This is a genomic window from Actinocorallia aurea (genome assembly GCF_054783995.1).
On sequence record NZ_BAAGPQ010000011.1, the window covers coordinates 52117 to 71434 of the forward strand.

Here is a 19318-nt window from a genome sequence, read left to right on the forward strand (position 1 = left end):
CACATCCTGGCAGGCGGTGGGCCGGATCGCGGGCCGACGGGCTGCGGACCCTTCCCCTTCGGGGGCCGAAGGTGGATGCTGCGTGGATGGGGCGAGGACGAAGGCTGTGGCGGGTGGTCCGGCAGGCGCTGCGGATCAGGGCCGACCTCAGGATGCTCGACGAGGTGGAGATGCTGCTCGTCGAGATCCGCGAGGAGATCCACCTCGACGGTCCGACCGGCCGCTTCGCCGGGGCGCTCGCCCTGCTCGTCGACGAACTCGAGGCGAGCCGGGCGCTCGATCTGAACACCGACGGGGAGTTCGAGGCGCTGCGGGACCGCGCGCTGCTGCTGCTCGCCGAGGTGCGGATGGCGAACGGCAGGCCCGCGGACGACGCAGGGCGCGGGCCCCGCTGAGCGGTCGCGGGCCCCTCAGGCGGTGAGGCCCCTCAGGCGGTGACCTTCGCGAGGAAGGCGGCGAGATTGGCTTCGGCGCGGATGATCTTCTCCTCGACGGTGAGGGTCTCGTCGAGGCCCTGGGCGGCCTTCGTCCGCCGCTTGCCGCGGACGTAGAGCGGGCAGGCCAGGTCGGCGCAGAAGTAGAGGCCGACGGTGTTGCCGAGGCGGCCCGCCTCGCCCGTCCGGCGGGCGGTCATGAGGGAGGTGCCGCCGCTCGAGTGGACGGTCAGGCACACCGAGCACATGCCGCGGGAGGTGAAGCCGCGGGAGGCCGAAGGGGCGGCGCGCAAGGCCACGCCCACAAGGCCGCCCGGCTGCTCGATGACGAGGTAGCCGCGGTCGGGCGCGCCGGGATCGCGCCAGCCGAAGAAGTCCAGGTCGTCCCACGGGCGCTCGGCGAGGTCGTGAGGCACGTCGATCCGCTTGGCCTCGCCCTTGGAGCAGTTGACGAACGAGGCGCGGATCTCCGCTTCGGAAAGGTGTCGCATGTTTCGCGAGGCTACCCGCAACTAATAGAATTAGGCAAAACATTAATTCATCTAGTCCGGGAGGTCGCATGGCGCGGTCGGGCATCACCCTCGACGGTCTGACCAGGGCCGCCGCCGACCTGGCGGACGAGGTCGGCTTCGAGCATCTGACGGTCTCGGCGGTCGCCCGCAGGCTCGGCGTCAAGGACCCGAGCCTTTACGCGCACATCTCCAGCGCCCACGACCTCAAGACCCGCGTCGCCCTCCTGGCCCTGGAGGAGCTGGCCGACCGCGCTGCCGAGGCCCTGGCCGGCCGGGCCGGGAAGGACGCGCTCTTCGCCTTCGCCAACGCCTACCGCGACTACGCCCACGCCCACCCCGGCCGCTACGCCGCCACCCGGTTCGACCTAGACCCCGAGACCGCCCTGGCCAGCGCCGCCCCCCGCCACTCCGCCCTCACCCGCTCCCTCCTGCGCGCCTACCCCCTCTCCGAGCCCGCCCAGACCGACGCCATCCGCTTCCTGGGCGCCGCCCTCCACGGCTACATCACCCTCGAACTCACCGGCGCCTTCAGCCACACCCAACGCCCGACGGCCTCCTCCTGGACCTGGACCCTCACCGCCCTCCACAACGCCCTCGCCGCCACCCCCTGAGCCGTCAGCGGAGGATCTCCACGAGGAGGACCCAGGTGGTGAGGAGGCCCGCGGTGAAGGAGGTGAGGACGCAGGGGAGCAGCCAGTAGAGGCCGCCGGCGGTGTGCAGGGGGAGGGTCGCGCCGGCGAGGATGAGGGAGCCGGCGCACAGGGCGGTGGAGACGGCGCGCAGGGGACGGCTGCGGTCGCGGAGGTCGGGGGCGCGGGCCGCGCGGGCGTGGGCGGAGGTGAGAGCCCAGCCGAGGAGGACGCCCGCGGCGACGAGTTCGGCGGCCAGGGCCCAGCGGGGCTGGGCGGGCGTCAGGACGAGGGCGCAGAAGACCAGGGGCGAGGCGAAGAGGATCAGGGTCGCCGCGGCGCGGGCCGACAGCCCCGGGTAGGCGAGGATCCGGTCGATGTTGATGGTCACGGCGACGATCAGGAGACCGCTCAGCGCACCGGACGCGGCCATGACGGCCGCGGCGAAGTCGGCCCAGGCCCGGGCGTCGTGGCCCATGCGCACCTCCGTGATCTTGCCCATCCCTCCCATCGCCCTCGCGGCGCGTCCCGAAACCCGGGGCGGCTTGTCGTGCCGTGCGCCTGCATGAGAATGTGGCTCTCAATTTGGTAGAGCCTTACTTACGCGAGGAGGAAACCCTTATGGAGATCTCGGGGAGTTCGGCGCTGGTGGTCGGCGGCGCGGGCGGGCTCGGGGAGGCGACCGTGCGGCGGCTGCGGGCCGCGGGGGCCGAGGTGGTCGTCGCGGACCTCGCCGACGAGAAGGGCAAGGCGCTCGAAGACGAACTCGGCGTCCGGTACGTGCGGACGGACGCGACGTCCGAGGAGGACGTGAAGGCGGCGATCGCCGAGGCGAACGCGCTCGCGCCGTTCCGGTTCTCGGTGGACGCGCACGGCGGGCCCGCCTCGGGCGGAAGGCTCATCGGCAAGGACGGGGAGCCCCTCGACCTCGACGGGTTCCGCAGGACGCTGGAGTTCTACCTGACCGCGGTCTTCAACGTGATGCGGCTGTCGGCCGCCGCGATAGGGAAGCAGGAGCCTATCGACGGGTCCCGGGGCGTCATCGTCAACACGGCGTCCATCGCGGCGTACGAGGGACAGGTAGGGCAGCTCCCGTACGCGGCGGCCAAGGGCGGCGTCGTCAGCATGACGCTCGTGGCGGCCCGCGACCTGTCCCCGCTGGGCATCCGCGTCACCACGATCGCCCCCGGCACGTTCCTCACGCCCGCGTACGGGAAGGCCGGAGACAAGCTGGAGGCCTACTGGGGCCCGCAGGTCCCGCACCCGCGCCGGATGGGCCGGTCCCCCGAGTACGCCGCGCTCGTCCAGCACCTCTTGGAGAACGACTACCTGAACGGCGAGGTCGTCCGCCTCGACGGCGCCCTGCGCTTCCCGCCCAGGTAGCCGGTGCCGGAGGGCCCGGCTCGGCGCGTCCGAGCCCTCCGGCGGTCCTTGCCCGCGGCAGGCGCGCGGGTCAGCCCTTCTTGGCGTTCAGCCGGGTCACGATGGCGGCGAAGTCCTCGGTCTGGAAGGACTGCTCCTCCGACGTCATCGCGTAGTCGAGCGTGTTGAGGACGGCCCTCTCCAGGTGAAGGTTGAGCAGCCGCTTGGTGGACTCGACGGCCTGGCGGGGCAGGGTCGCCATACGCTCGGCCGTAGAAGTCGCCTCCTTCAACGCGTCCTCGACGACATGGTTGGCCAGCCCCATCGCGACCGCCCGCTCCGCGGAGATACGGGCCCCCGTGAGCGCGTACTCCTTGGCGTGCAGAAGGCTCGTGTGCAGCGGCCACGTCAAGGGCCCGCCGTCCGCCGCGACGAGTCCCACTTGGACGTGCGGGTCGGCGAGGTAGGCCGAGGCGTCCATGTAGACGATGTCGCTGAGCGCCACCAGGCTGCATCCGAGCCCGACGGCGGGCCCGTTCACCGCGGTCACCACCGGGACGCGGCAGCGGGCCATCCCGAGCACGATCTCGCGGCCGTGCGCGATCGTCCTGGCGCGCAGCGCGGCGTCGTCCTTCAACTCGGCGAGGTAGGCGAAGTCGCCGCCCGCCGAGAACGCCCGTCCGGCCCCGGTGAGGACCGCCGCGCGCGCGTCGCGGTCCTCCGAGAGCTGCGGCCACAGCTTGGCGAGCCCGCTGTGCAGGGCGTCGTTGACGGCGTTGAGCGCGTCCGGCCGGTTGAGGGTGATGAAGCGGAGCGGGCCCTCGGCCCTGACCTGGATCTCTTCCGGAAGGTCGTACATGTCAGGCTCCCAGTCCGAGGATGCGGCCGGCGATGATGTTCTTCTGGATCTGCGACGTGCCGCCCATGACGCTCTGGGCGCGGCTGTACAGGTAGGCCGAGAGCAGCTCGGGGTCCTTCACTCCCCCGACGGCCAGGGCCGCGTGCCCGACGGCCTGCTCCGTCCACGTCATGAGGAGTTTGTCGAGGGACCCGTCGGAGTTGTGGACGACGCCGTCGAGCTGTTCCGACAGCCGTCGTCTGACGTGCAAGCGCAGCATCTCGGCCTGGACCGCGGCCCATGCGAGTTCCTCGGGGACCCGGCCCGTCGTCTGGGCGGCCATCTGCCGGACGAGCTTGCCGTACCGGGCCGCGTACCCGAGCGTCGAAGGCTCCCGCTCATGGCCGACGACGGTCATGGCGAGCTTCCAGCCCTCCCCGGGCACGCCGACCATGTGGCTCGCCGGGACCCGGGCGCCGTCGAAGAGGACCTGGCCGAACTCCGTGGTCACCCCGTTGATCATCTTCAGCGGGCGCTGCTCGATCCCGGGCTGGTGCATGTCGACGACGAAGGCCGAGATGCCCTTGTGCCGGGGGGCTTCGGGGTCGGTGCGGGCGAGCAGGAGGCACCAGTCGGCGACGTCGGAGTAGCTCGTCCAGATCTTGTGGCCGTGCAGGACGTACGCGTCGCCGACGCGATCGGCCGTCGTCGTCAGGGAAGCGAGGTCGGAGCCTGCGCCGGGCTCGGAGAAGCCCTGGCACCAGCGTTCGCTCCCGTCGATCATGCCGGGCAGGAACCTTTGGGCCAGTTCCGGGCTGCCGTGGCGGCCGAGCCCGTGGACGAGGTAGCCGAGGCTCGGCCTTGGCGGTGCCCCGGCGAACGCGAGTTCCTCGTCCAGGATGACGTCGTAGACGGGCGGCAGATCGCGTCCGCCGTACTCCTTCGGCCAGGTGACGCCGAAGAACCCCGCGCCGTGCAGCGCGCGATGCCACTCCCCCGCCTTGCGCCAGTAGTCGTCGCCGGTGACGGCGAACTTCTTAGCGTTGCCCGTGAGCCAGGTCCTCAGCTCGGCCCGGAAGGCCGCCTCGTCCGGCGAGTCACGAAAGTCCAAGGTCGATCTCCTCCAGGCCTACGGGGAACAGGTGGGTCGAGGCCAGCGCGCGGCGCAGGTGCACGTGGGCGAGGCACTCCCAGGTGTTGCCGATGCCGCCGTGGACCTGGATCGCGGTCTCCGCGACGGTCCGGGCGGCGCGCGCGCAGTACGCCTTGGCGATCCGGGCGGCGTTCAGCGCCTCGGCGGGGGGCAGCTCGTCGACGGCCCAGGCCGCGTGCCGCAGGACGCTCACCGACCCCTCGATGAGCGCCAGGGACTCCGCGAGGAGGTGCGCGACCGCCTGGTAGGCCCCGATGGCCTTCCCGTACTGCTCGCGCACCTTCGCGTAGTCGACGGCAAGGGCCTGCGCGCCGCGCGCGGCCCCCACGAGGTCGGCGGTCGTGGCGACGAGCGCGAGCGCCCGGAACCGGTCAACGGCTTCGGCGGGCAGCTCCGCGAGCTGCTCCAGCGGGCCGACGACCTCCGCCTCCCGGCGCGTCAGGTCCGCGCCGGGCACGAGAGCGCCGACGCGGCCCGCGAGGAGCCGCCTTCCGGAGAGCGTGACGACGCGGGCGGCGCCGCGCGCGTCCATCGCGGAGGCGTCTGCGGCGAGGGTCCACGAGCCGGGCGCTGCGGCCTCCACGCCGACGGCGTGCCGCAGGAGGTCGTCGGCGAGCGCGGGGCCGAGGAAGGGCACGTCGACGAGGCCGCGCCCGAACTCCTCGGCGACCAGCGCGACCTCCACGCCGGAGGCGCCGTCGCCGCGCAGAGCGCGCCATCCCGTCGAGGCGACCGCCTTCTCCAGGCGGGCGAGGCGTTCGGCGTCGTCGAGGTCGAGGACGGAGCCGGGGCCGAGGTCGTCGGCGAGGCGGGCGGCGGCGGCGCGCAGTTCGGCCTGCTCTTCACTGAGTCGTGCGTCCATGGGTCTCCTTGAGCACGCGGCGGAGCACCTTGCCGGAGGGCAGGCGGGGGATCTCGGGCACGAGCACGACCCTGCTCGGCCGCTTGTAGGAGGCGAGGCTCGCGGCCACGAGGGCGATCAGCTCGGCGGGCTCCACGGGCGCGGAGGCGGCGACCGCGGCGACGATCGCCTCCCCGTCGGCGGGGTCGGGCTCGCCGAAGACCGCGCAGTCGGCGACCGCGGGATGCCCGTGCAGGACCGCCTCGACCTCGGCCGGCGCGACCTGGAAGCCGCGGACCTTGATCATCTCCTTGGAGCGGTCGGTGAGCCGGATCCAGCCGCGCGCGTCGACGCTGCCGACGTCGCCGGTGCGGTACCAGCCGTCGACGAGCGCGCCGACGGTGGCCTCTTCCGGGAGGTACCCGGCCATGACGGACTCGGCGCGCACCTGGATCTCGCCGGTCTCGCCGGGCTTGACCGCCTCGCCCGTCAGGAGGTCGACGACGCGGACCTCGACGCCGGGCACCGCCCGCCCTGCCGCGTCGAGCCTGCCGCCGATGAGGGGGTTGCAGGCGATGACGGGCACCTCGCTGGCGCCGTAGGCGGGCAGGAACCCTACGCCGGTCCGTCGGGTGACCTCCTCGGCGACGCTTTGGGTGACCGGGGTGGCGCCCCACATGATGTAGCGCAGGGACGACAGGTCGTAGGACTCCAGGTCCGGATGGGCTGCAAGGGCGAGCGCTATGGGTGCGACGGCCATCTCGATCGTCACGCGGTCGTCCTGGATGCCGCGGAGCATCGCGTCGAGGTCGAAGCGGCGGTGCAGCCGCGTCCACGCGCCGGTCTCCAGGGCGGTCACGATGTTGAGCAGGCCGAGGATGTGCGACGGGGGCGTCGTCACCTGGATGCGGTCGTCCTCGGTGAGGCCGAGGGCGTCGCGCCAGTGGGCGACGGCCGCGCCGAACGAGGCGTGGGTGTGCCGGACGGCCTTGGGCAGGCCCGTCGTGCCGGAGGAGAACACAAGGACGGCGTCGGCCTCAGGGTCCGCCCCGGGGAACGGCCCTGTGCCGGGCGGTACGGGGTCGTCCAGGTGGAGCATGGGCATCGCCTCGGCCAGGACGGGGTGGTCGCCGACCGCGTGGGCGGGCCGGGTGATCGCGAGGGCGTGGTCGACCTCGGCGCGCTTCCAGGCCGGGCTGAACAGCACGACCGCCGCGCCCAGCCGCCAGATCGCGAGGACCGCGACGACGAACTCCGGCCGGTTCGACGACATCAGCGCGACCCGCTGACCCGGCAGCGCACCCCGCGCGGCGAGGGCCGCGGCGAGCCCGTCGGCGAGTTCTTCGAGCCGCGCCGCGGAGTACTCCTCCTCCTCGAAGACGAGGGCGGCGCGGGTCATGCGCGCGCTCCCGCGCGCGGCGGGTTCCTCGGCGCCATTGGAAGCCTCCCATCTCGGTGACGAGAATAGTATTCTCGCTTAACTAGAACTTTCATACCAGAAGGAGAACCCCCATGCCGAGACCCCCCTTGTTCCAGCGCGCGCGGGTGGCCCGGATCGTCCGCGAGACCGCAGACGCCGCGACGTTCGCGCTGAAGCCGGACGGGGGGCCGTTCACCTACCGCGCGGGCCAGTTCTGCACCTTCCGCGTCGCCATGGACGGGGAGGATCTGCTGCGCTCCTACTCGATGTCGAGCGCCCCCGAGACCGACGGCGAGCTGACGACGACCGTCAAGCGCGTCCCCGGAGGCAGGGTCTCCAACTGGCTGCTGGACCACGTCGCCGAAGGCGACCACCTGGAGCTGACCCGCCCCTTCGGCGTCTTCTGCCTCCGCGAGACCGACGCCCCGCTCCTGGGTTTCTCCGGCGGCAGCGGCATCACGCCGATCCTCTCCCTCGCCAAGAGCGCCCTGGCCTCCACGTCCCGCAGGGTCCGCCTTCTCTGCGCGGACCGGGACGCCGACTCCGCCTTGTTCGAGGGGCCCTTGGCGGCGCTGGCCGCAGCCCACCCCGACCGCTTCTCTTACGTCCGCCACTACGACAGCGCAGGCGGCTTCCTCACTCCCGCCGCCGTCAAGGAGTTCGTCGGCGGCGACGTCACCGCCGACGCCTACATCTGCGGCCCCGACCCCTTCATGGACCTCGTCGAATCCGTCCTCCCCGGCCCCGGCAAGGTCTTCGTCGAACGCTTCGGCGGCGCGGCCCCCCTGCCCGAGCCCGGCGAGGAGATCGAAGGCACGGTGACGATCCGGCTGGGCCGCAAGAAGGCCTCGGTCACCCGCAAAGACGGCGAGACCCTCCTCCAGAGCGCCCGCCGCGCCGGCCTGGCCCCGCCCTTCTCCTGCGAGGCCGGCAACTGCGCCACCTGCATGGCCCACCTCACCGAAGGCTCCGCCACCATGCGCGTCAACGACGCCTTGGAGCCCGATGAGGTCGCCGAGGGCTACGTCCTCACCTGCCAGGCCGTCCCCGACACCCCGAACGTCACCGTCGTCTGGGAGTGACGCGGCCGGATCCGCCGCCGAGATCTCCGAAAGCCCGATCCTGCGGGCTTCGCGCGGCTAGGGTCGGGCCGTGACGACGCGGAACTCGCACTGCTCCTTCTGCGGCTCGCCGTTCGCGGACGGGGCCGGGTGGCCTCGGGTGTGCGCGGCCTGCGGGAACTGCAGCTACCTGAACCCGGTGCCGGTGGCGCTGCTGCTGCTGCCGGTGGGCGGCGGGCTCCTGACGGTGCGGCGGGGGGTGCCGCCGCATGTGGGGTCGCTCGCGCTGCCCGGCGGGTTCATCGACCACGGCGAGTCCTGGCAGGCCGCGGCGGTGCGGGAGCTGCGGGAGGAGACGGGCGTCGTCGTCGACGCGGGCGCGGTCTCCCTCTTCGACGTGCACAGCGCGCCGGACGGAACGCTGCTCGTCTTCGCGATCGGGCCGCAGACCGCCGCGTCCGCCCTTCCCGCGTTCGCGGTCAACGACGAGGTGTCCGAGCGGGTCGTCATCGACGGCCCGCGGGAGCTGGCCTTCCCGCTGCACACGCGGGTCGCCGCCGAGTTCTTCGCGCGCTCCGCGCGATGACGCTCGGCTCCCGCACGGCCCATTGATCTAGGCTTCTCCGGTGCGGATCATCTCGGTGAACGCGTGGGGCGGCGCGCTGTTCGACACCTTCTCCCCCTGGCTCGGCACCTGCGACGCCGACATCCTGTGCCTCCAGGAGGTCGCCCACGCGCCCGGCGTCGGCGGCTGGACCGACTTCGCCGACGCCGACCGGGCGATGCCCCAGCGCGCCGACCTCATGGCCGACGTCACCGCCCGCCTCCCCCGGCACCAGGGGCTGTTCGCGGTGAGCGACACCGGCCCCGTCCGGGACTCCTCGGGGAACGTCCACCCGCAGCACTTCGGCCTCGCCACGTTCGTGTCCGTGGAGCTGCCGCTCGTCGGCGTGCGGTCGTCGTTCGTCCACGGCTCCTACGTCGAGCACCGCGACGCCTGGCCGACCGGCGACCGCCCCCGCAACGCCCTGGCCGTCCGCGTCCACGACCGCGCGACGGGCCGGTTCGTCACCGTCGTGAACCTGCACGGCCTCCGCACCCCGGACGGCAAATCCGACAACCCGCAGCGCCGCGCCCAGGCCGAACGCCTCGCCGCCCTCGTGACCGCGGCCCGCGAAGCCGACGACCTCACCGTCGTCGCCGGCGACCTCAACCTCCTGCCCGACAGCGAGACCTTCGACGTCCTCGCCGGCCTCGGCCTCACCGACCTCGTCCGCGACGCCGACACCCGCACCTCCCACTACCCCAAACCCACCCGCCACGCCAGCTACCTCCTCATCTCCGACCCCTCAGCCGTCAAGCACTTCGAGATCGTCACCACCCCCGAAGTCTCCGACCACCGCCCCCTCCTCCTGGACCTGTGACCCGTGCGCCGCTTCGCATTCCCCGGCGCGGATCTGGACGTCTCGCCGACGAGCCCGGCCCCCCGGCCCTGCAGCCCATCGCGTCCGGGGTTCTGGTCGGGATCTGGGGGTGCTATCGCAGTTGGTCGCGGCGGCGGGTCAGGTAGGCGGTCTCGGCGGTGTTGCCCGCCAGTTCGATGGCTCTGACGTAGGCCGCGCACGCCTGCCGGCTTCGGCCCAGCCGGCGCAGCAGCTCGGCGCGGGTGGCGTGGTAGGCGTGATAGCCGGCCAGCCCGTCCTCAAGGCGGTCGACGGCCGCCAAGGCCACCTGCGGGCCGTCGAGTTCGGCGACCGCGATGATCCGGTTGAGGGCGATGATCGGCGAGGGATCGAGGCGGACGAGCTGGTCGTAGAGGGCGAGGACCTGTGACCAGTCGGTGTCGCGGATGTCGCGGGCGGAGGTGTGCACGGCGTTGATCGCGGCGAGGATCTGGTAGCGGCCCGGAGCCTCTCCGGCAGCGGCGGCGGCGAGGCGCTCGCGCACCAGCCGGTGGCCCTCGGCGATCAGACCCGTGTCCCAGGCGCCGCGGTCCTGCTCAGCCAGGGGGACCAGTGCGCCGTCGGCCGAGACCCGGGCGGTGCGGCGGGCCTCGGTGAGGAGCATCAGCGCCAGCAGCCCGGCCACCTCGCCGTCGCCCGGCATGAGGGCACGGATCAGGCGGGTGAGCCGGATCGCCTCGGCGGTCAAGCCATGGCGTACGGGATCGGTGTCGGGACCGGTCGCCAGGTAGCCCTCGTTGAACACCAGGTACAGCACGGCGAGTACGCCGGACACGCGTGCCCGCAGATCCTCCGCGGCCGGTACCCGATAGGGGATGCGGGCCGCCTTGATCTTGGCCTTCGCGCGGGTGATCCGCCGCTCCATGGCGGTCTCGGCCACCAGGTGGGCGCGGGCGATCTCGGGCACGGTCAGCCCGCCGACCATGCGCAGCGTCAGCGCCACGCGGGTCTGCATCGCCAGCGCCGGGTGACAGCAGGTGAAGATCAGCCGGAGCCGGTCGTCGTCGATGGCGCCGACCGGCTCCGGCGGTTCGTCGTACACCAGCCGAGCCTCCTTGTGCTTGTGGTCGCGCTTGTTCTCGCGGCGGATCCGGTCGATGGCCTTGCGGTTGGCGGTGGTGGTCAGCCAGGCACCGGGGTTGGGGGGCGTACCGTCGGCCGGCCACCGCTCGACGGCGGCCGCGAACGCCTCGGCGGCCGCCTCCTCGGCGATGTCGAGGTCACCGAAACGCCTGTTCAGGGCGGCGACCACCCGGGCCCACTCGTCGTGGTGGGCCCGGGTGATCACGTCCTCGACGTCACTCACTGGAACGGCCGCACCTCGATCTTCCGATCGCAGACCTTCGACGCCTCGGCGGCGAGCTTGAGCGCCGCATCCAGATCGGGGGCCTCCCACACCCAGACGCCGGCGAGATATTCCTTCGACTCTATGAAAGGCCCGTCGCTGAACACCGCCTGCTCGCCCCGGTTGTCGATGACCGTGGCCGCGTCGGTGTCCGCAAGTCCGCCGGAGAAGACCCAGTAGCCCTCGGCGATCAGTCGTTCGTTGAACGCGCTGATGGCAGGCCGCCTGTCCGTGCTGCCAGGATCGCTCCTGTCGTCGATCACGGAAACCAGGTATCGCATCTGAAGATCAACTCCTGTGGTGCCAAGACGGCATGGTTCGGTGGTCGGTGTATTCAGGCCGTTGGCGCATACTGCGGGCGCCCGGCCGGCCGGTAGACCTGGATCGACACGCCCTTGGCGTCGACCCGCGATTCGACCAGCTCGAGCGCAAGATCCGGGCCCGCGTCGGGGAACAACCGCGCCCCCTGGCCGACGACCACCGGGACGGTCATCAGGATCATCTCGTCGACCAGGTCGTTCTCCAGCAGCCACCGGATCAGGATGCCACTGCCGTGCACCTGCAGCTCGCCCCCGGGCTTGGCCTTCAGCTCGCCGATGGCCGCCGCGAGGTCACCGCGGAGAACTGTCGTGTCCTGCCAACGCGGGGCGGTGAGCATGGCCGAGGCCACGTACTTGGGGGCCTCGTTCAAGGCCACGCCGATGGGATGCGCGCGCATCTGGTCGATCGATCCCCACGAGCGGGCGAACAGCTCGTAGGTGTGCCGGCCGAACAGGAACGCCTCGGCGCGCTGGTAGGTCTGCGTGATGAACGTCCTGGTCTCGTCGTCGCCCTTCCCCAGGGCCCATCCGCCGCGCTCGAAGCCGTTCCTGCGGTCGTCCGACGCGCCGCCGTTTCCCTGCATCACTCCATCGAGGGTGACCTGAGTCATGGTCGTCAGCTTCATGATCGCGAATCCTTGCCTTGGCGCTGCCCGTGGTGGGCGGCTTCACCCCTGCTACGAACAGCACCACCCCGATCCGACACCACGTCCGGGATTTCTTTGCAGAATCTTCCGGGACGCCCGGTCGTCAGCGTCCGACTGCACGACGGCCTCGCGGCGACGGCGCGGTTCAGTAGGTGCGCGGGGCTGCGGTCGGCGGATCTGTCACCGCTCGAGGAGTTCGGCCAGCATGGCACTGGTCGCCTGGTCGGCCGGCAGGAACGCCTCGAGTCGTAGTTCGGCGACGGTGACGTCGACAGCGGTGCCGAAATGGGTGAGCGTGGTGATGAGCGTCAGCTCCCTGCCGTCGGCCGGATCATGTGCCCGAAGACGCAGCGGCACGGCGAAGCCGAGGTGGTGCGGTGACTCGCGGAGACGTGGTGGTGCCAGGTCGGTGAGTTCCGAGGCCAGGCGTTGGAGTCGGTCGTCCGGGTTGCGCACGCTCTCGGCCTGGATCCGGTCGATGATGTGCCACGCCCACTCGTCGAGGTTGACGATGCGCGGCGCGAGGCCCTGCGGATGCAGCAGCACCCGGGGAACGCTCACCGGCGGTACGAGCAGATGCGGAGCCACACCGGCGGTGAGGGCGCCGAAGGCGGTGTTGGCCGAGACGAGGTCACCGTGCCGGTCGACGACGACCGCCGGGTACGGCAGGTGGCCGTCCAGGATCCGTTCGAGGGCGGTGCGAATCGGTTCGAGCCGGGGATCGTCCAGGCGGGTCTGCGGGTAGACCGGTGCGAATCCGGCCGCGAGGAGCAGTTCGTTGCGCTCGCGGATCGGCACCTCCAGGGATTCGGCCAGCCGAATGATCATTGATCGGCCGGGGACCGACCGTCCGCTCTCGATGAAGCTGACGTGCCGCTGCGTGGTTCCGGCACGCATGGCCAGGTCCAGCTGGCTGACCCGCCGCCGAGTGCGCCACTCACGCAACGCTCCGGCGAGCCCGCCTCTGGTCGATTCACTGATCACTCCTCTTGTGTAACCCAGTCGGCTGCTGATCGGCGATTCCCTGCGAGGAATTGCCGCGCGACGGTCGGCGCAGCAAGGTCGTCGCCACACCGATCATTCGCGACCGAGAGGACCGACCATGGCCGACCACGACATCCACGACCTCACTGACCGCTACGTCGCCGTATGGAACGAACCCGATGCGGAGCGCCGCCGCACCGCGATCCGCGAGCTGTGGTCCGCCGACGCGGTCCATGTGCTGCAGCCCCCCACGGAGATCCTGCAGACCGCCGAAGGGCTGGGCTTCGACCGTCTCCTTCTGGAGGCGCGCGGGCACCGCGCGTTGGAGTTCCGGGTGACTCGCGCCCACGAGGAGTTCGTCGCGCCGGGCACTTTCGTCTTCCGGTCGCGCGGCAACGCCGACCGGCTCCACGACGTGGTCAAGTTCAACTGGGAGATGGCGCCCCGGGGCGGGGGCGAGGTCACCGGCGTCGGGCTGGAGATCCTCATGCTCGGCCCCGACGGCCGGATCGTCAGCGACTACCAGTTCATCGAGGGATGACCGCGATGACGGCGATACACCCATCGATGGTGCGCAGCTACCACGCCACCGCCGGCGGCGGGATCGACGGCCTGTCGCTGCGCACGCACAGACCTCGCACACCCGCGGAGGGGGAGGTCGCGGTCGCGGTCCACGCCACCTCACTGAGCTTCCGCGAACTTCTGGTGCTACGCGGGCAGTACGTGCTGCCCGTCAAACCGGACGTCATACCGGTCTCGGACGGTGCCGGCGAGGTCGTCGCCGTGGGTCCGGATGTCCGGCGGGTGCGCCTGGGCGACCGCGTCGCCGCCGCGCTGTTCCCGCGATGGCTGGACGGCCGGCTGGAACCGGCGTACCTGCCACAGCTGGGCGGCTCGCTCGACGGAATGCTGACCGAGGTGGCCGTTCTCCCCGAGGACGCGCTCGTGCGCATCCCCGACCACCTCTCCTATGCCGAGGCGGCGACTCTTCCCTGCGCAGCCGTCACGGCATGGAACGCCCTGACCGGCGACGGCCGCGGAATCCAGCGCGGACAGACCATGCTGGTCACCGGTTCCGGCGGCGTGTCGCTGTTCGCGGTGCAGTTCGCCAAACTCCTGGGCGCGAAGGTCATCGCCACGACAAGCCGCGCGGACAAGGAACAGCGCCTTCGCGATCTGGGAGCCGATGAGGTGATCAACTACCGCGACGTCCCGAACTGGCACGCCGCCACGCGTGAACTCACCGCCGGGCGCGGGGTCGACCGCGTCGTCGACACCGCCGGAACGCTGGAGCAGTCGCTGAAGTCGGTCGCCGTCGACGGGCACATCGCCTTCGTCGGGTCCGTCTCCGGCGACTGGCCACCGGTCGACCCTCGTCTGCTGTTCGGCGTCGCCGCTACGGTCCGCGCATTGGCCGTCGGCAGTCGCGCCCAGTTCCTCGCCATGAACGACCTCATCACCGAGCATCGGCTCCGACCGGTCCTCGACCGGGTGTTCCCGTTCGAAGAAGCCGCGGCGGCGTACGGGTACTACGCGTCGGCCAGCCCGTTCGGAAAGGTGATCATCAAGATCAGATAGCCGGCGCGCATGCGCGGCCGGGGGCGCTGATCGCAGCGGGACGGGCCGGGGACGCCGGATCACGGCGCGGCCGCTGTGCGTGGCGCTGATGGTGGCGGGGGCGGGTGCGTCCGGGGTCCGGCCGGCCGCCGCGCGGAGGGGGGTGGGGCAGGGCTTTCTGCTCCGGGACGGATCCGGGAGCGTACTCCCACCCCCCGTTGCCGCGGACCCCTCGAACGAGGGGATCTGACCGGCCATCAGGTGTGTCGCACGTTAGCGGACGGGGGTGACGGTTCATGGGTCCGGCGCGGTGACGGGCCGGGTCTGGAAGGCGGTCGGGGCGCTCAGGAGACTCACCTCGAACGGCTCAGGAGTGGGCGGTTCGGGTCGGCTTCGGGCTGTCCGGGGTGGGGGGCTCCACGCCGAGGTGGGTCAGGAGGAGTCGGGTGTTGTGCTCCAGGCGGGCCACGGTGCGGCGCAGGTCGGTGATGCGGGTCTTCAGCCACCAGAACATCGAGAGGGAGATAAAGACAAAAAGGACGAGGAATGCTGACATGGCCGAAACGGTAGTGGGTGGTAGGAGGCGAAAGCCAGCGGAAGATCAGGATGGGAGGGTGGGGGCCGGGACTCGGGGCCGGGAGGGGTGCGGTGCGGTTCAACGGGCAGGTGGTCGGGGAGGTGGATTCGCCGATCGAGGAGATCTCCGCGATGGCGGAGGGGGTGGGGGGCGAGGTCCTGGATCTGGCGCAGGCGGCGCCGCCCTATCCGGCGGCGGCGGAGGTGGTGGAGCACGTCGCGGCCGTCGCGCGCGACGGGCGGGGCGGGGCCTACACGGAGGTGCCGGGGCTGGCGAAGCTGCGGGAGGCGTTCGCGGCGGAGTTGCGGCGCGAGCACGGCGGGCCGGTCGAGGCGCGGAACGTCATGGTGACGGCCGGGTGCAACCAGGCGTTCTGCGTCGCGGCGACCGCGCTGGCAGGACCGGGCGACGAGGTCGTGCTGGCGCTGCCGTACTACTTCAACCACGCGATGTGGCTGCGAATGCAGGGGATCACGCCCGTCTTCCTGGAGCCGGGGCCCGACCTGGTGCCGCGCGCCGCCGACGCCGAGGCGCTCCTCACTCCCCGCACCCGCGCGATCGTGCTGGTGACGCCGGGCAACCCCACCGGCGTGACGATCGAGCCCCGCGAGATCGCGGCGTTCGCCGCGCTGGCCCGCCGCCACGACGTCGCGCTGGTCCTCGACGAGACGTACCGCTCGTTCCGCGACGCCGTGGGCCCTTCCCACACGCTGTACGCCGAGCCCGACTGGGACGACGCCGTGGTCACCCTGCACTCGTTCTCGAAGGACCTCGCGCTGCCCGGCTACCGGGTCGGCGCCGTCGTCGGCTCGCCCGCGCTGCTGCGGCAGGCGGGCAAGCTGATGGACTGCGCCGCGATCTGCGCGCCCCGCATCGGCCAGGAGGCGGCGTGGGCGGGCCTGACGCGGGCCTCGGCGTGGCGCGCCGCGCGGGTACGCGAGGTCGCGGACCGGCGCGCGCTTCTGGAGGCGGCCATGGCGTCCCGTCCAGGCGGCTTCGAGCTGCTGTCGACCGGCGGCTTCTTCGCCTGGATCCGGCACCCCTTCGAAGACCGCCCCACCCGCGACGTCGTCCGCGGCCTCCTCACCGAACACCGCGTCCTCGTCCTGCCCGGCACCGCTTTCCTGCCCGACGACCGCGCCACCCTCCGCGTCAGCGTCAGCAACGCCGCCCCGTCCGCGATCACCACCCTCACCGACCGCCTCCACGCCTTCGGCTCCGACCCCGCGCCCTGACCGTTTCTGGACAGCGGAGGCCGGGCGGCGCGCGCGGTTTCGGTCGAGAATCGGGGCCATGCGTGCAACTGGGCGGTGGGGCCTGTGGGCCGGGCTTGTCGTCGGCGGGGCCGCCATCGTGGCGGCCGGATTCGCCGTCAGGGCGATCGGGCTGGACAACGCGGACAAGGTGGCGAGCGTCGTCGGCCTGGGCATCGCCGCCGTCGGGCTCGTCCTGGCGGTCCTCTCGTTCAGGCGGGACGGCTCGGCGCCCGCCGGCTCGGCGGGGATCGAGGCCGGTGGCGACATCAGCGGCATCGCGGCGATCGGCCACGCGGGCGGCGCGCGGCAGGGCGGCGAAGGCGACCACGCCGCACCGGACGGCCAGGGCGGCCCGCCGCCGCAGGGCACCATCAAGGCGGGCGGCTCGATCTCCGGCATCGCCGCCATCGGCGACGGCCGGGCGGACGCCCAGGACCGGAACCGGTGAGCGGATGGCCATGGCGCGGCCGCAGGGCTGCTCCCGAGGTCGCCACCGCCGGTGATCTGCACGGCATCGTGGTGATCGGCAGCAACAACGTCATCACCCAGAACGCGCCAGCCCGTGCGATCGGCGCCGGGATCCGGCACACGCTCACGGGCTCGCCGGGCGCGCTCGTCGACCGGGTGGCCGAACTCGACGCGCTGCGCGCCCCCGTGTCACCTGCCGCACCGGAGTGCAGGGCGGTAGTCGGGCTGGGCGGCGTCGGCAAGTCGGCGCTCGCCCGGACCGCCGCCCACCACCTGCGCGACCAGTTCCCCGACGTCCAGTACGAACTCGACCTGCTCGGCCACACCCCGGGCGCGGAGCCGCTCAGCGCGGACGCGGCGCTGGAGCGCATGCTCTCGTGGGCGGCGATCGGCACCGATCCGACCGGTGACCTCGCGACCCGCGCGGGCGCCTGGCGGGGTTGGCTTCGCGGCAAGAGGTCGCTGCTGCTGCTCGACAACGCGGCGTCGTTCGAGCAGATCGAGTGCCTGCTGCCCGGCTACCCCGGGTGCCTCGTCCTGATCACCAGCCGGCACTCCTTCAGCGACGCGAGGGTCACCAACGTGGAGCTGGGCGGACTGCCCTCCGCGCACGCGGTCGAGCTGCTGACGGGAAGGCGGACGGAGGCCGTGCCCGCGCCGCGCGGCGCGGTCCTCGCCGAGATCTCCCGGGCCTGCGGGAACATCCCGGCGGCGCTGAACTCGGTCGCCGCGGTCCTGTCCGACGGCACCGACCCGGCGGAGCTGCTGGCGGACATGGCGGACGCGAGCCACCCGCTGGCCGGCCTGCCGTCCGTCGACGAGGCGATCGGCAAGGCGTTCGAGCTGTCCCGCAGGGCGCTGACCGACGATCAGCGCGACTTCCTCGGCCTGCTCGCCCTGCACCCGGGCCGCGACTTCACGGTGGACCTCGCGGCGGCGCTCGGCGGGCTGCCCCGGCACGAGGCCCGGCGCCGCGTCGCCGAACTGCGCGCCCGGCACCTGCTCGAACGCATGGGGGACGGGCGCTACGGCTTCCACGACGTCTACCTGCCCTACGCCCGCGCCCTCGCGCCCGAGGACGAGGCGACCCGCTCGGCAGTCCTCCACCGCATCTCCGCGCGGCTCGGCCCGGCCGCCGTCGCAGCTCTCGACGCGCTGGTCCGGGCGTCGTCCCCGGAGGAGATCCGCGAGGCGCGCACCTGGATCAGCGCCGAGCACGGCAACCTCGTAGCGGTCACCCTCGCGGCGGCCGGCATGGGTGAGGACTTCTCCTGGGACATGGCCGAGGTGGCCACCGCGCTCGGCGGCTGGCTGGGGTACCGCACGGTTAACAGCGACATCTGGCGGAATATGTTGTCCATGGCGGAGAACGACAAGGCCGAACACCGGCAAGCCAGGGCACTGCGCGGGCTCGCGCACGAGAGCAGGGTGCAGGGCCGCTACGACGAGGCGATCGACGGCTACACGCGGGCTCGCGACATCTTCCGCGACCATCACGACAGACGTGCCGAAGCCGACACCTGGTGGGGACTCGGCGAGATCCACCGCACCCAGGACAGGCTCGACGAGGCCAGAGACGCCTACGGTCGGGCGAAGAACCTCTACGAGAGCGAAGGGGACAGGCGCGGCGAGGCCAACGCGCTGTGGGGCATCGGCAACGTGCTGCTCCACGAGGGCAGGTATCCCGAGTCGCGGACGGTCTTCGGCGAGGTGCGCGAGCTCTGCGCGGCCGTCGCGGACCGCCGGGGCGAGGCGCAGGCCATGCGCGGGATCGCCGACGTGGAGCGGATGCTCGAGCACCGGACGGAGGCCCGGGACTTCTACCTCCGGGCGATCGAGATCTACGAGGGCATCGGCGACCTGCACGGCCACGCGAACTCGCTGCGCGGCCTCGGACATCTCGACCGGGTCGAAGGACGGCTGGAGACCGCGGTCGGCAGTTTCACCAAGGCCCTCGACCTCGCCGAAGAGCTGGGCGATCTGCGCGTGCAGGCGAACATGCTCCGCGGACTCGGCGACGCCGAGCGTCAGCGGGGCCGCCTCGCCGAGGCGCGCGAGGCGCTCGTCCGGTCGGTGGACCTCAACCGCAGGCTGGGCAACAGCGCCGGTCTGGGTTACGCGCTGCGCGTGCTCGCCGACGTCGAACGGGCCGAAGGGCGATTCGCCGAGGCCCGCCGAGCCTACGAGGAGTCCCTGGCGGCCTTCCGCGCGGGCGGCGGCCGCGACGGCAAGGGCGTCGCCGATGCGCTCTCCGCCTTCGCCGAACTCGCCGTCGCCGAAGGCGAGTTCCCCGAGGCCCGCCGCCACCTGACCCTGGCGGCCGAGATCTACGAGGGCCTCGGCATCCCGGAACCGGCCGCCGCCCGCCGCACCCGCCTCAGCGACCTGCCCTCCGAGACCTGACCACCCGACCGCAGCGAAGGTGACGGACGTTCCTTTCCGCCCCAACGG

At 72.2% G+C, this 19318-nt stretch carries 22 protein-coding genes; 11 read left to right on the forward strand and 11 right to left on the reverse strand.

Features of this window, described 5'->3' with window-relative positions:
* Positions 1-86 precede the first annotated feature (86 nt).
* Positions 87-395, forward strand: coding sequence for a hypothetical protein (locus ACYVOM_RS11885; RefSeq protein ID WP_460303350.1), 309 nt, complete (start codon positions 87-89; stop codon positions 393-395).
* A 32-nt stretch (positions 396-427) separates the two neighbouring features.
* Here ACYVOM_RS11885 and ACYVOM_RS11890 read toward each other — a convergent pair whose 3' ends face one another.
* Entirely contained in the window at positions 428-925 is a 498-nt protein-coding gene (locus ACYVOM_RS11890) for an FBP domain-containing protein (RefSeq protein ID WP_460303351.1), read from the reverse strand.
* Positions 926-993: 68 nt separating this feature from the next.
* Between ACYVOM_RS11890 and ACYVOM_RS11895 the strand changes: the two genes are divergently transcribed.
* Positions 994-1557: a TetR/AcrR family transcriptional regulator gene (locus ACYVOM_RS11895; protein ID WP_460303352.1), complete on the forward strand. Its 564-nt coding sequence runs from the start codon at positions 994-996 to the stop codon at positions 1555-1557.
* Between the two features lie 4 nt (positions 1558-1561).
* Here the strand turns inward: ACYVOM_RS11895 and ACYVOM_RS11900 are convergent, their stop codons facing one another.
* The gene (locus ACYVOM_RS11900) at positions 1562-2077 is read right to left on the reverse strand and encodes a hypothetical protein (protein WP_460303353.1); all 516 of its coding nucleotides are present in this window, start codon (positions 2075-2077) and stop codon (positions 1562-1564) included.
* A gap of 119 nt (positions 2078-2196) precedes the next feature.
* Between ACYVOM_RS11900 and ACYVOM_RS11905 the strand changes: the two genes are divergently transcribed.
* On the forward strand, positions 2197-2958 hold the full coding sequence (locus ACYVOM_RS11905; RefSeq protein WP_460303354.1) for an SDR family NAD(P)-dependent oxidoreductase: 762 nt from the start codon (positions 2197-2199) through the stop codon (positions 2956-2958).
* A gap of 70 nt (positions 2959-3028) precedes the next feature.
* On the opposite strand, the gene ACYVOM_RS11910 is transcribed toward ACYVOM_RS11905, so the two are convergent.
* The 4 genes from ACYVOM_RS11910 to ACYVOM_RS11925 are packed head-to-tail and all read right to left on the reverse strand — an operon-like array spanning position 3029 to position 7168.
* Positions 3029-3796, reverse strand: a complete 768-nt coding sequence (locus ACYVOM_RS11910) for an enoyl-CoA hydratase/isomerase family protein (protein WP_460303355.1) — start codon at positions 3794-3796, stop codon at positions 3029-3031.
* 1 nt (position 3797) lies between these two features.
* Positions 3798-4886: an acyl-CoA dehydrogenase family protein gene (locus tag ACYVOM_RS11915; protein WP_460303356.1), complete on the reverse strand. Its 1089-nt coding sequence runs from the start codon at positions 4884-4886 to the stop codon at positions 3798-3800.
* A complete protein-coding gene (locus tag ACYVOM_RS11920) occupies positions 4873-5790 on the reverse strand; it encodes an acyl-CoA dehydrogenase family protein (protein WP_460303357.1) in 918 nt (305 codons plus the stop codon). The genes ACYVOM_RS11915 and ACYVOM_RS11920 overlap by 14 nt, the downstream gene beginning before the upstream one ends.
* The gene (locus ACYVOM_RS11925) at positions 5771-7168 is read right to left on the reverse strand and encodes a class I adenylate-forming enzyme family protein (protein WP_460303358.1); all 1398 of its coding nucleotides are present in this window, start codon (positions 7166-7168) and stop codon (positions 5771-5773) included. Before ACYVOM_RS11925 ends, ACYVOM_RS11920 begins: the two co-directional genes overlap by 20 nt.
* Positions 7169-7281: 113 nt before the next feature.
* On the opposite strand from ACYVOM_RS11925, the gene ACYVOM_RS11930 reads away from it, so the two are divergent.
* The 3 genes from ACYVOM_RS11930 to ACYVOM_RS11940 all read left to right on the forward strand — a co-directional run bounded on the left by ACYVOM_RS11930 (position 7282) and on the right by ACYVOM_RS11940 (position 9674).
* Positions 7282-8271 (forward strand): 2Fe-2S iron-sulfur cluster-binding protein, encoded by a 990-nt coding sequence (locus ACYVOM_RS11930; RefSeq protein WP_460303359.1) that lies wholly within the window; start codon positions 7282-7284, stop codon positions 8269-8271.
* A 70-nt stretch (positions 8272-8341) separates the two neighbouring features.
* Positions 8342-8836, forward strand: a complete 495-nt coding sequence (locus ACYVOM_RS11935; protein ID WP_460303360.1) for an NUDIX domain-containing protein — start codon at positions 8342-8344, stop codon at positions 8834-8836.
* A 40-nt stretch (positions 8837-8876) separates the two neighbouring features.
* Positions 8877-9674: an endonuclease/exonuclease/phosphatase family protein gene (locus ACYVOM_RS11940; protein WP_460303361.1), complete on the forward strand. Its 798-nt coding sequence runs from the start codon at positions 8877-8879 to the stop codon at positions 9672-9674.
* Between the two features lie 112 nt (positions 9675-9786).
* Here ACYVOM_RS11940 and ACYVOM_RS11945 read toward each other — a convergent pair whose 3' ends face one another.
* The 4 genes from ACYVOM_RS11945 to ACYVOM_RS11960 form a co-directional block, all read right to left on the reverse strand.
* A complete protein-coding gene (locus ACYVOM_RS11945) occupies positions 9787-11019 on the reverse strand; it encodes an RNA polymerase sigma factor (protein WP_460303362.1) in 1233 nt (410 codons plus the stop codon).
* A complete protein-coding gene (locus ACYVOM_RS11950; protein ID WP_460303363.1) occupies positions 11016-11339 on the reverse strand; it encodes a YciI family protein in 324 nt (107 codons plus the stop codon). The genes ACYVOM_RS11945 and ACYVOM_RS11950 overlap by 4 nt, the downstream gene beginning before the upstream one ends.
* Before the next feature lie 53 nt (positions 11340-11392).
* A complete protein-coding gene (locus ACYVOM_RS11955) occupies positions 11393-12004 on the reverse strand; it encodes a dihydrofolate reductase family protein (protein ID WP_460303364.1) in 612 nt (203 codons plus the stop codon).
* 201 nt (positions 12005-12205) lie between these two features.
* The gene (locus tag ACYVOM_RS11960; protein ID WP_460303365.1) at positions 12206-13009 is read right to left on the reverse strand and encodes a helix-turn-helix domain-containing protein; all 804 of its coding nucleotides are present in this window, start codon (positions 13007-13009) and stop codon (positions 12206-12208) included.
* Positions 13010-13127: 118 nt separating this feature from the next.
* Here ACYVOM_RS11960 and ACYVOM_RS11965 point away from each other — a divergent pair, with 118 nt between their 5' ends.
* Together ACYVOM_RS11965 and ACYVOM_RS11970 are read left to right on the forward strand one after the other, a co-directional pair.
* Positions 13128-13550 carry a hypothetical protein gene (locus ACYVOM_RS11965; protein WP_460303366.1) on the forward strand — a complete coding sequence of 141 codons (423 nt, stop codon included), beginning with the start codon at positions 13128-13130 and terminating at the stop codon, positions 13548-13550.
* Between the two features lie 5 nt (positions 13551-13555).
* Positions 13556-14587, forward strand: a complete 1032-nt coding sequence (locus ACYVOM_RS11970) for a zinc-dependent alcohol dehydrogenase family protein (RefSeq protein WP_460303367.1) — start codon at positions 13556-13558, stop codon at positions 14585-14587.
* Positions 14588-14933: 346 nt separating this feature from the next.
* Here the strand turns inward: ACYVOM_RS11970 and ACYVOM_RS11975 are convergent, their stop codons facing one another.
* The gene (locus ACYVOM_RS11975) at positions 14934-15122 is read right to left on the reverse strand and encodes a hypothetical protein (protein ID WP_460303368.1); all 189 of its coding nucleotides are present in this window, start codon (positions 15120-15122) and stop codon (positions 14934-14936) included.
* Positions 15123-15214: 92 nt separating this feature from the next.
* On the opposite strand from ACYVOM_RS11975, the gene ACYVOM_RS11980 reads away from it, so the two are divergent.
* The 3 genes from ACYVOM_RS11980 to ACYVOM_RS11990 are packed head-to-tail and all read left to right on the forward strand — an operon-like array spanning position 15215 to position 19270.
* Positions 15215-16378: an aminotransferase gene (locus ACYVOM_RS11980; protein ID WP_460303369.1), complete on the forward strand. Its 1164-nt coding sequence runs from the start codon at positions 15215-15217 to the stop codon at positions 16376-16378.
* A gap of 58 nt (positions 16379-16436) precedes the next feature.
* A complete protein-coding gene (locus ACYVOM_RS11985) occupies positions 16437-16847 on the forward strand; it encodes a hypothetical protein (protein WP_460303370.1) in 411 nt (136 codons plus the stop codon).
* Positions 16844-19270 (forward strand): tetratricopeptide repeat protein, encoded by a 2427-nt coding sequence (locus ACYVOM_RS11990; protein ID WP_460303371.1) that lies wholly within the window; start codon positions 16844-16846, stop codon positions 19268-19270. The genes ACYVOM_RS11985 and ACYVOM_RS11990 overlap by 4 nt, the downstream gene beginning before the upstream one ends.
* Positions 19271-19318 lie beyond the last annotated feature (48 nt).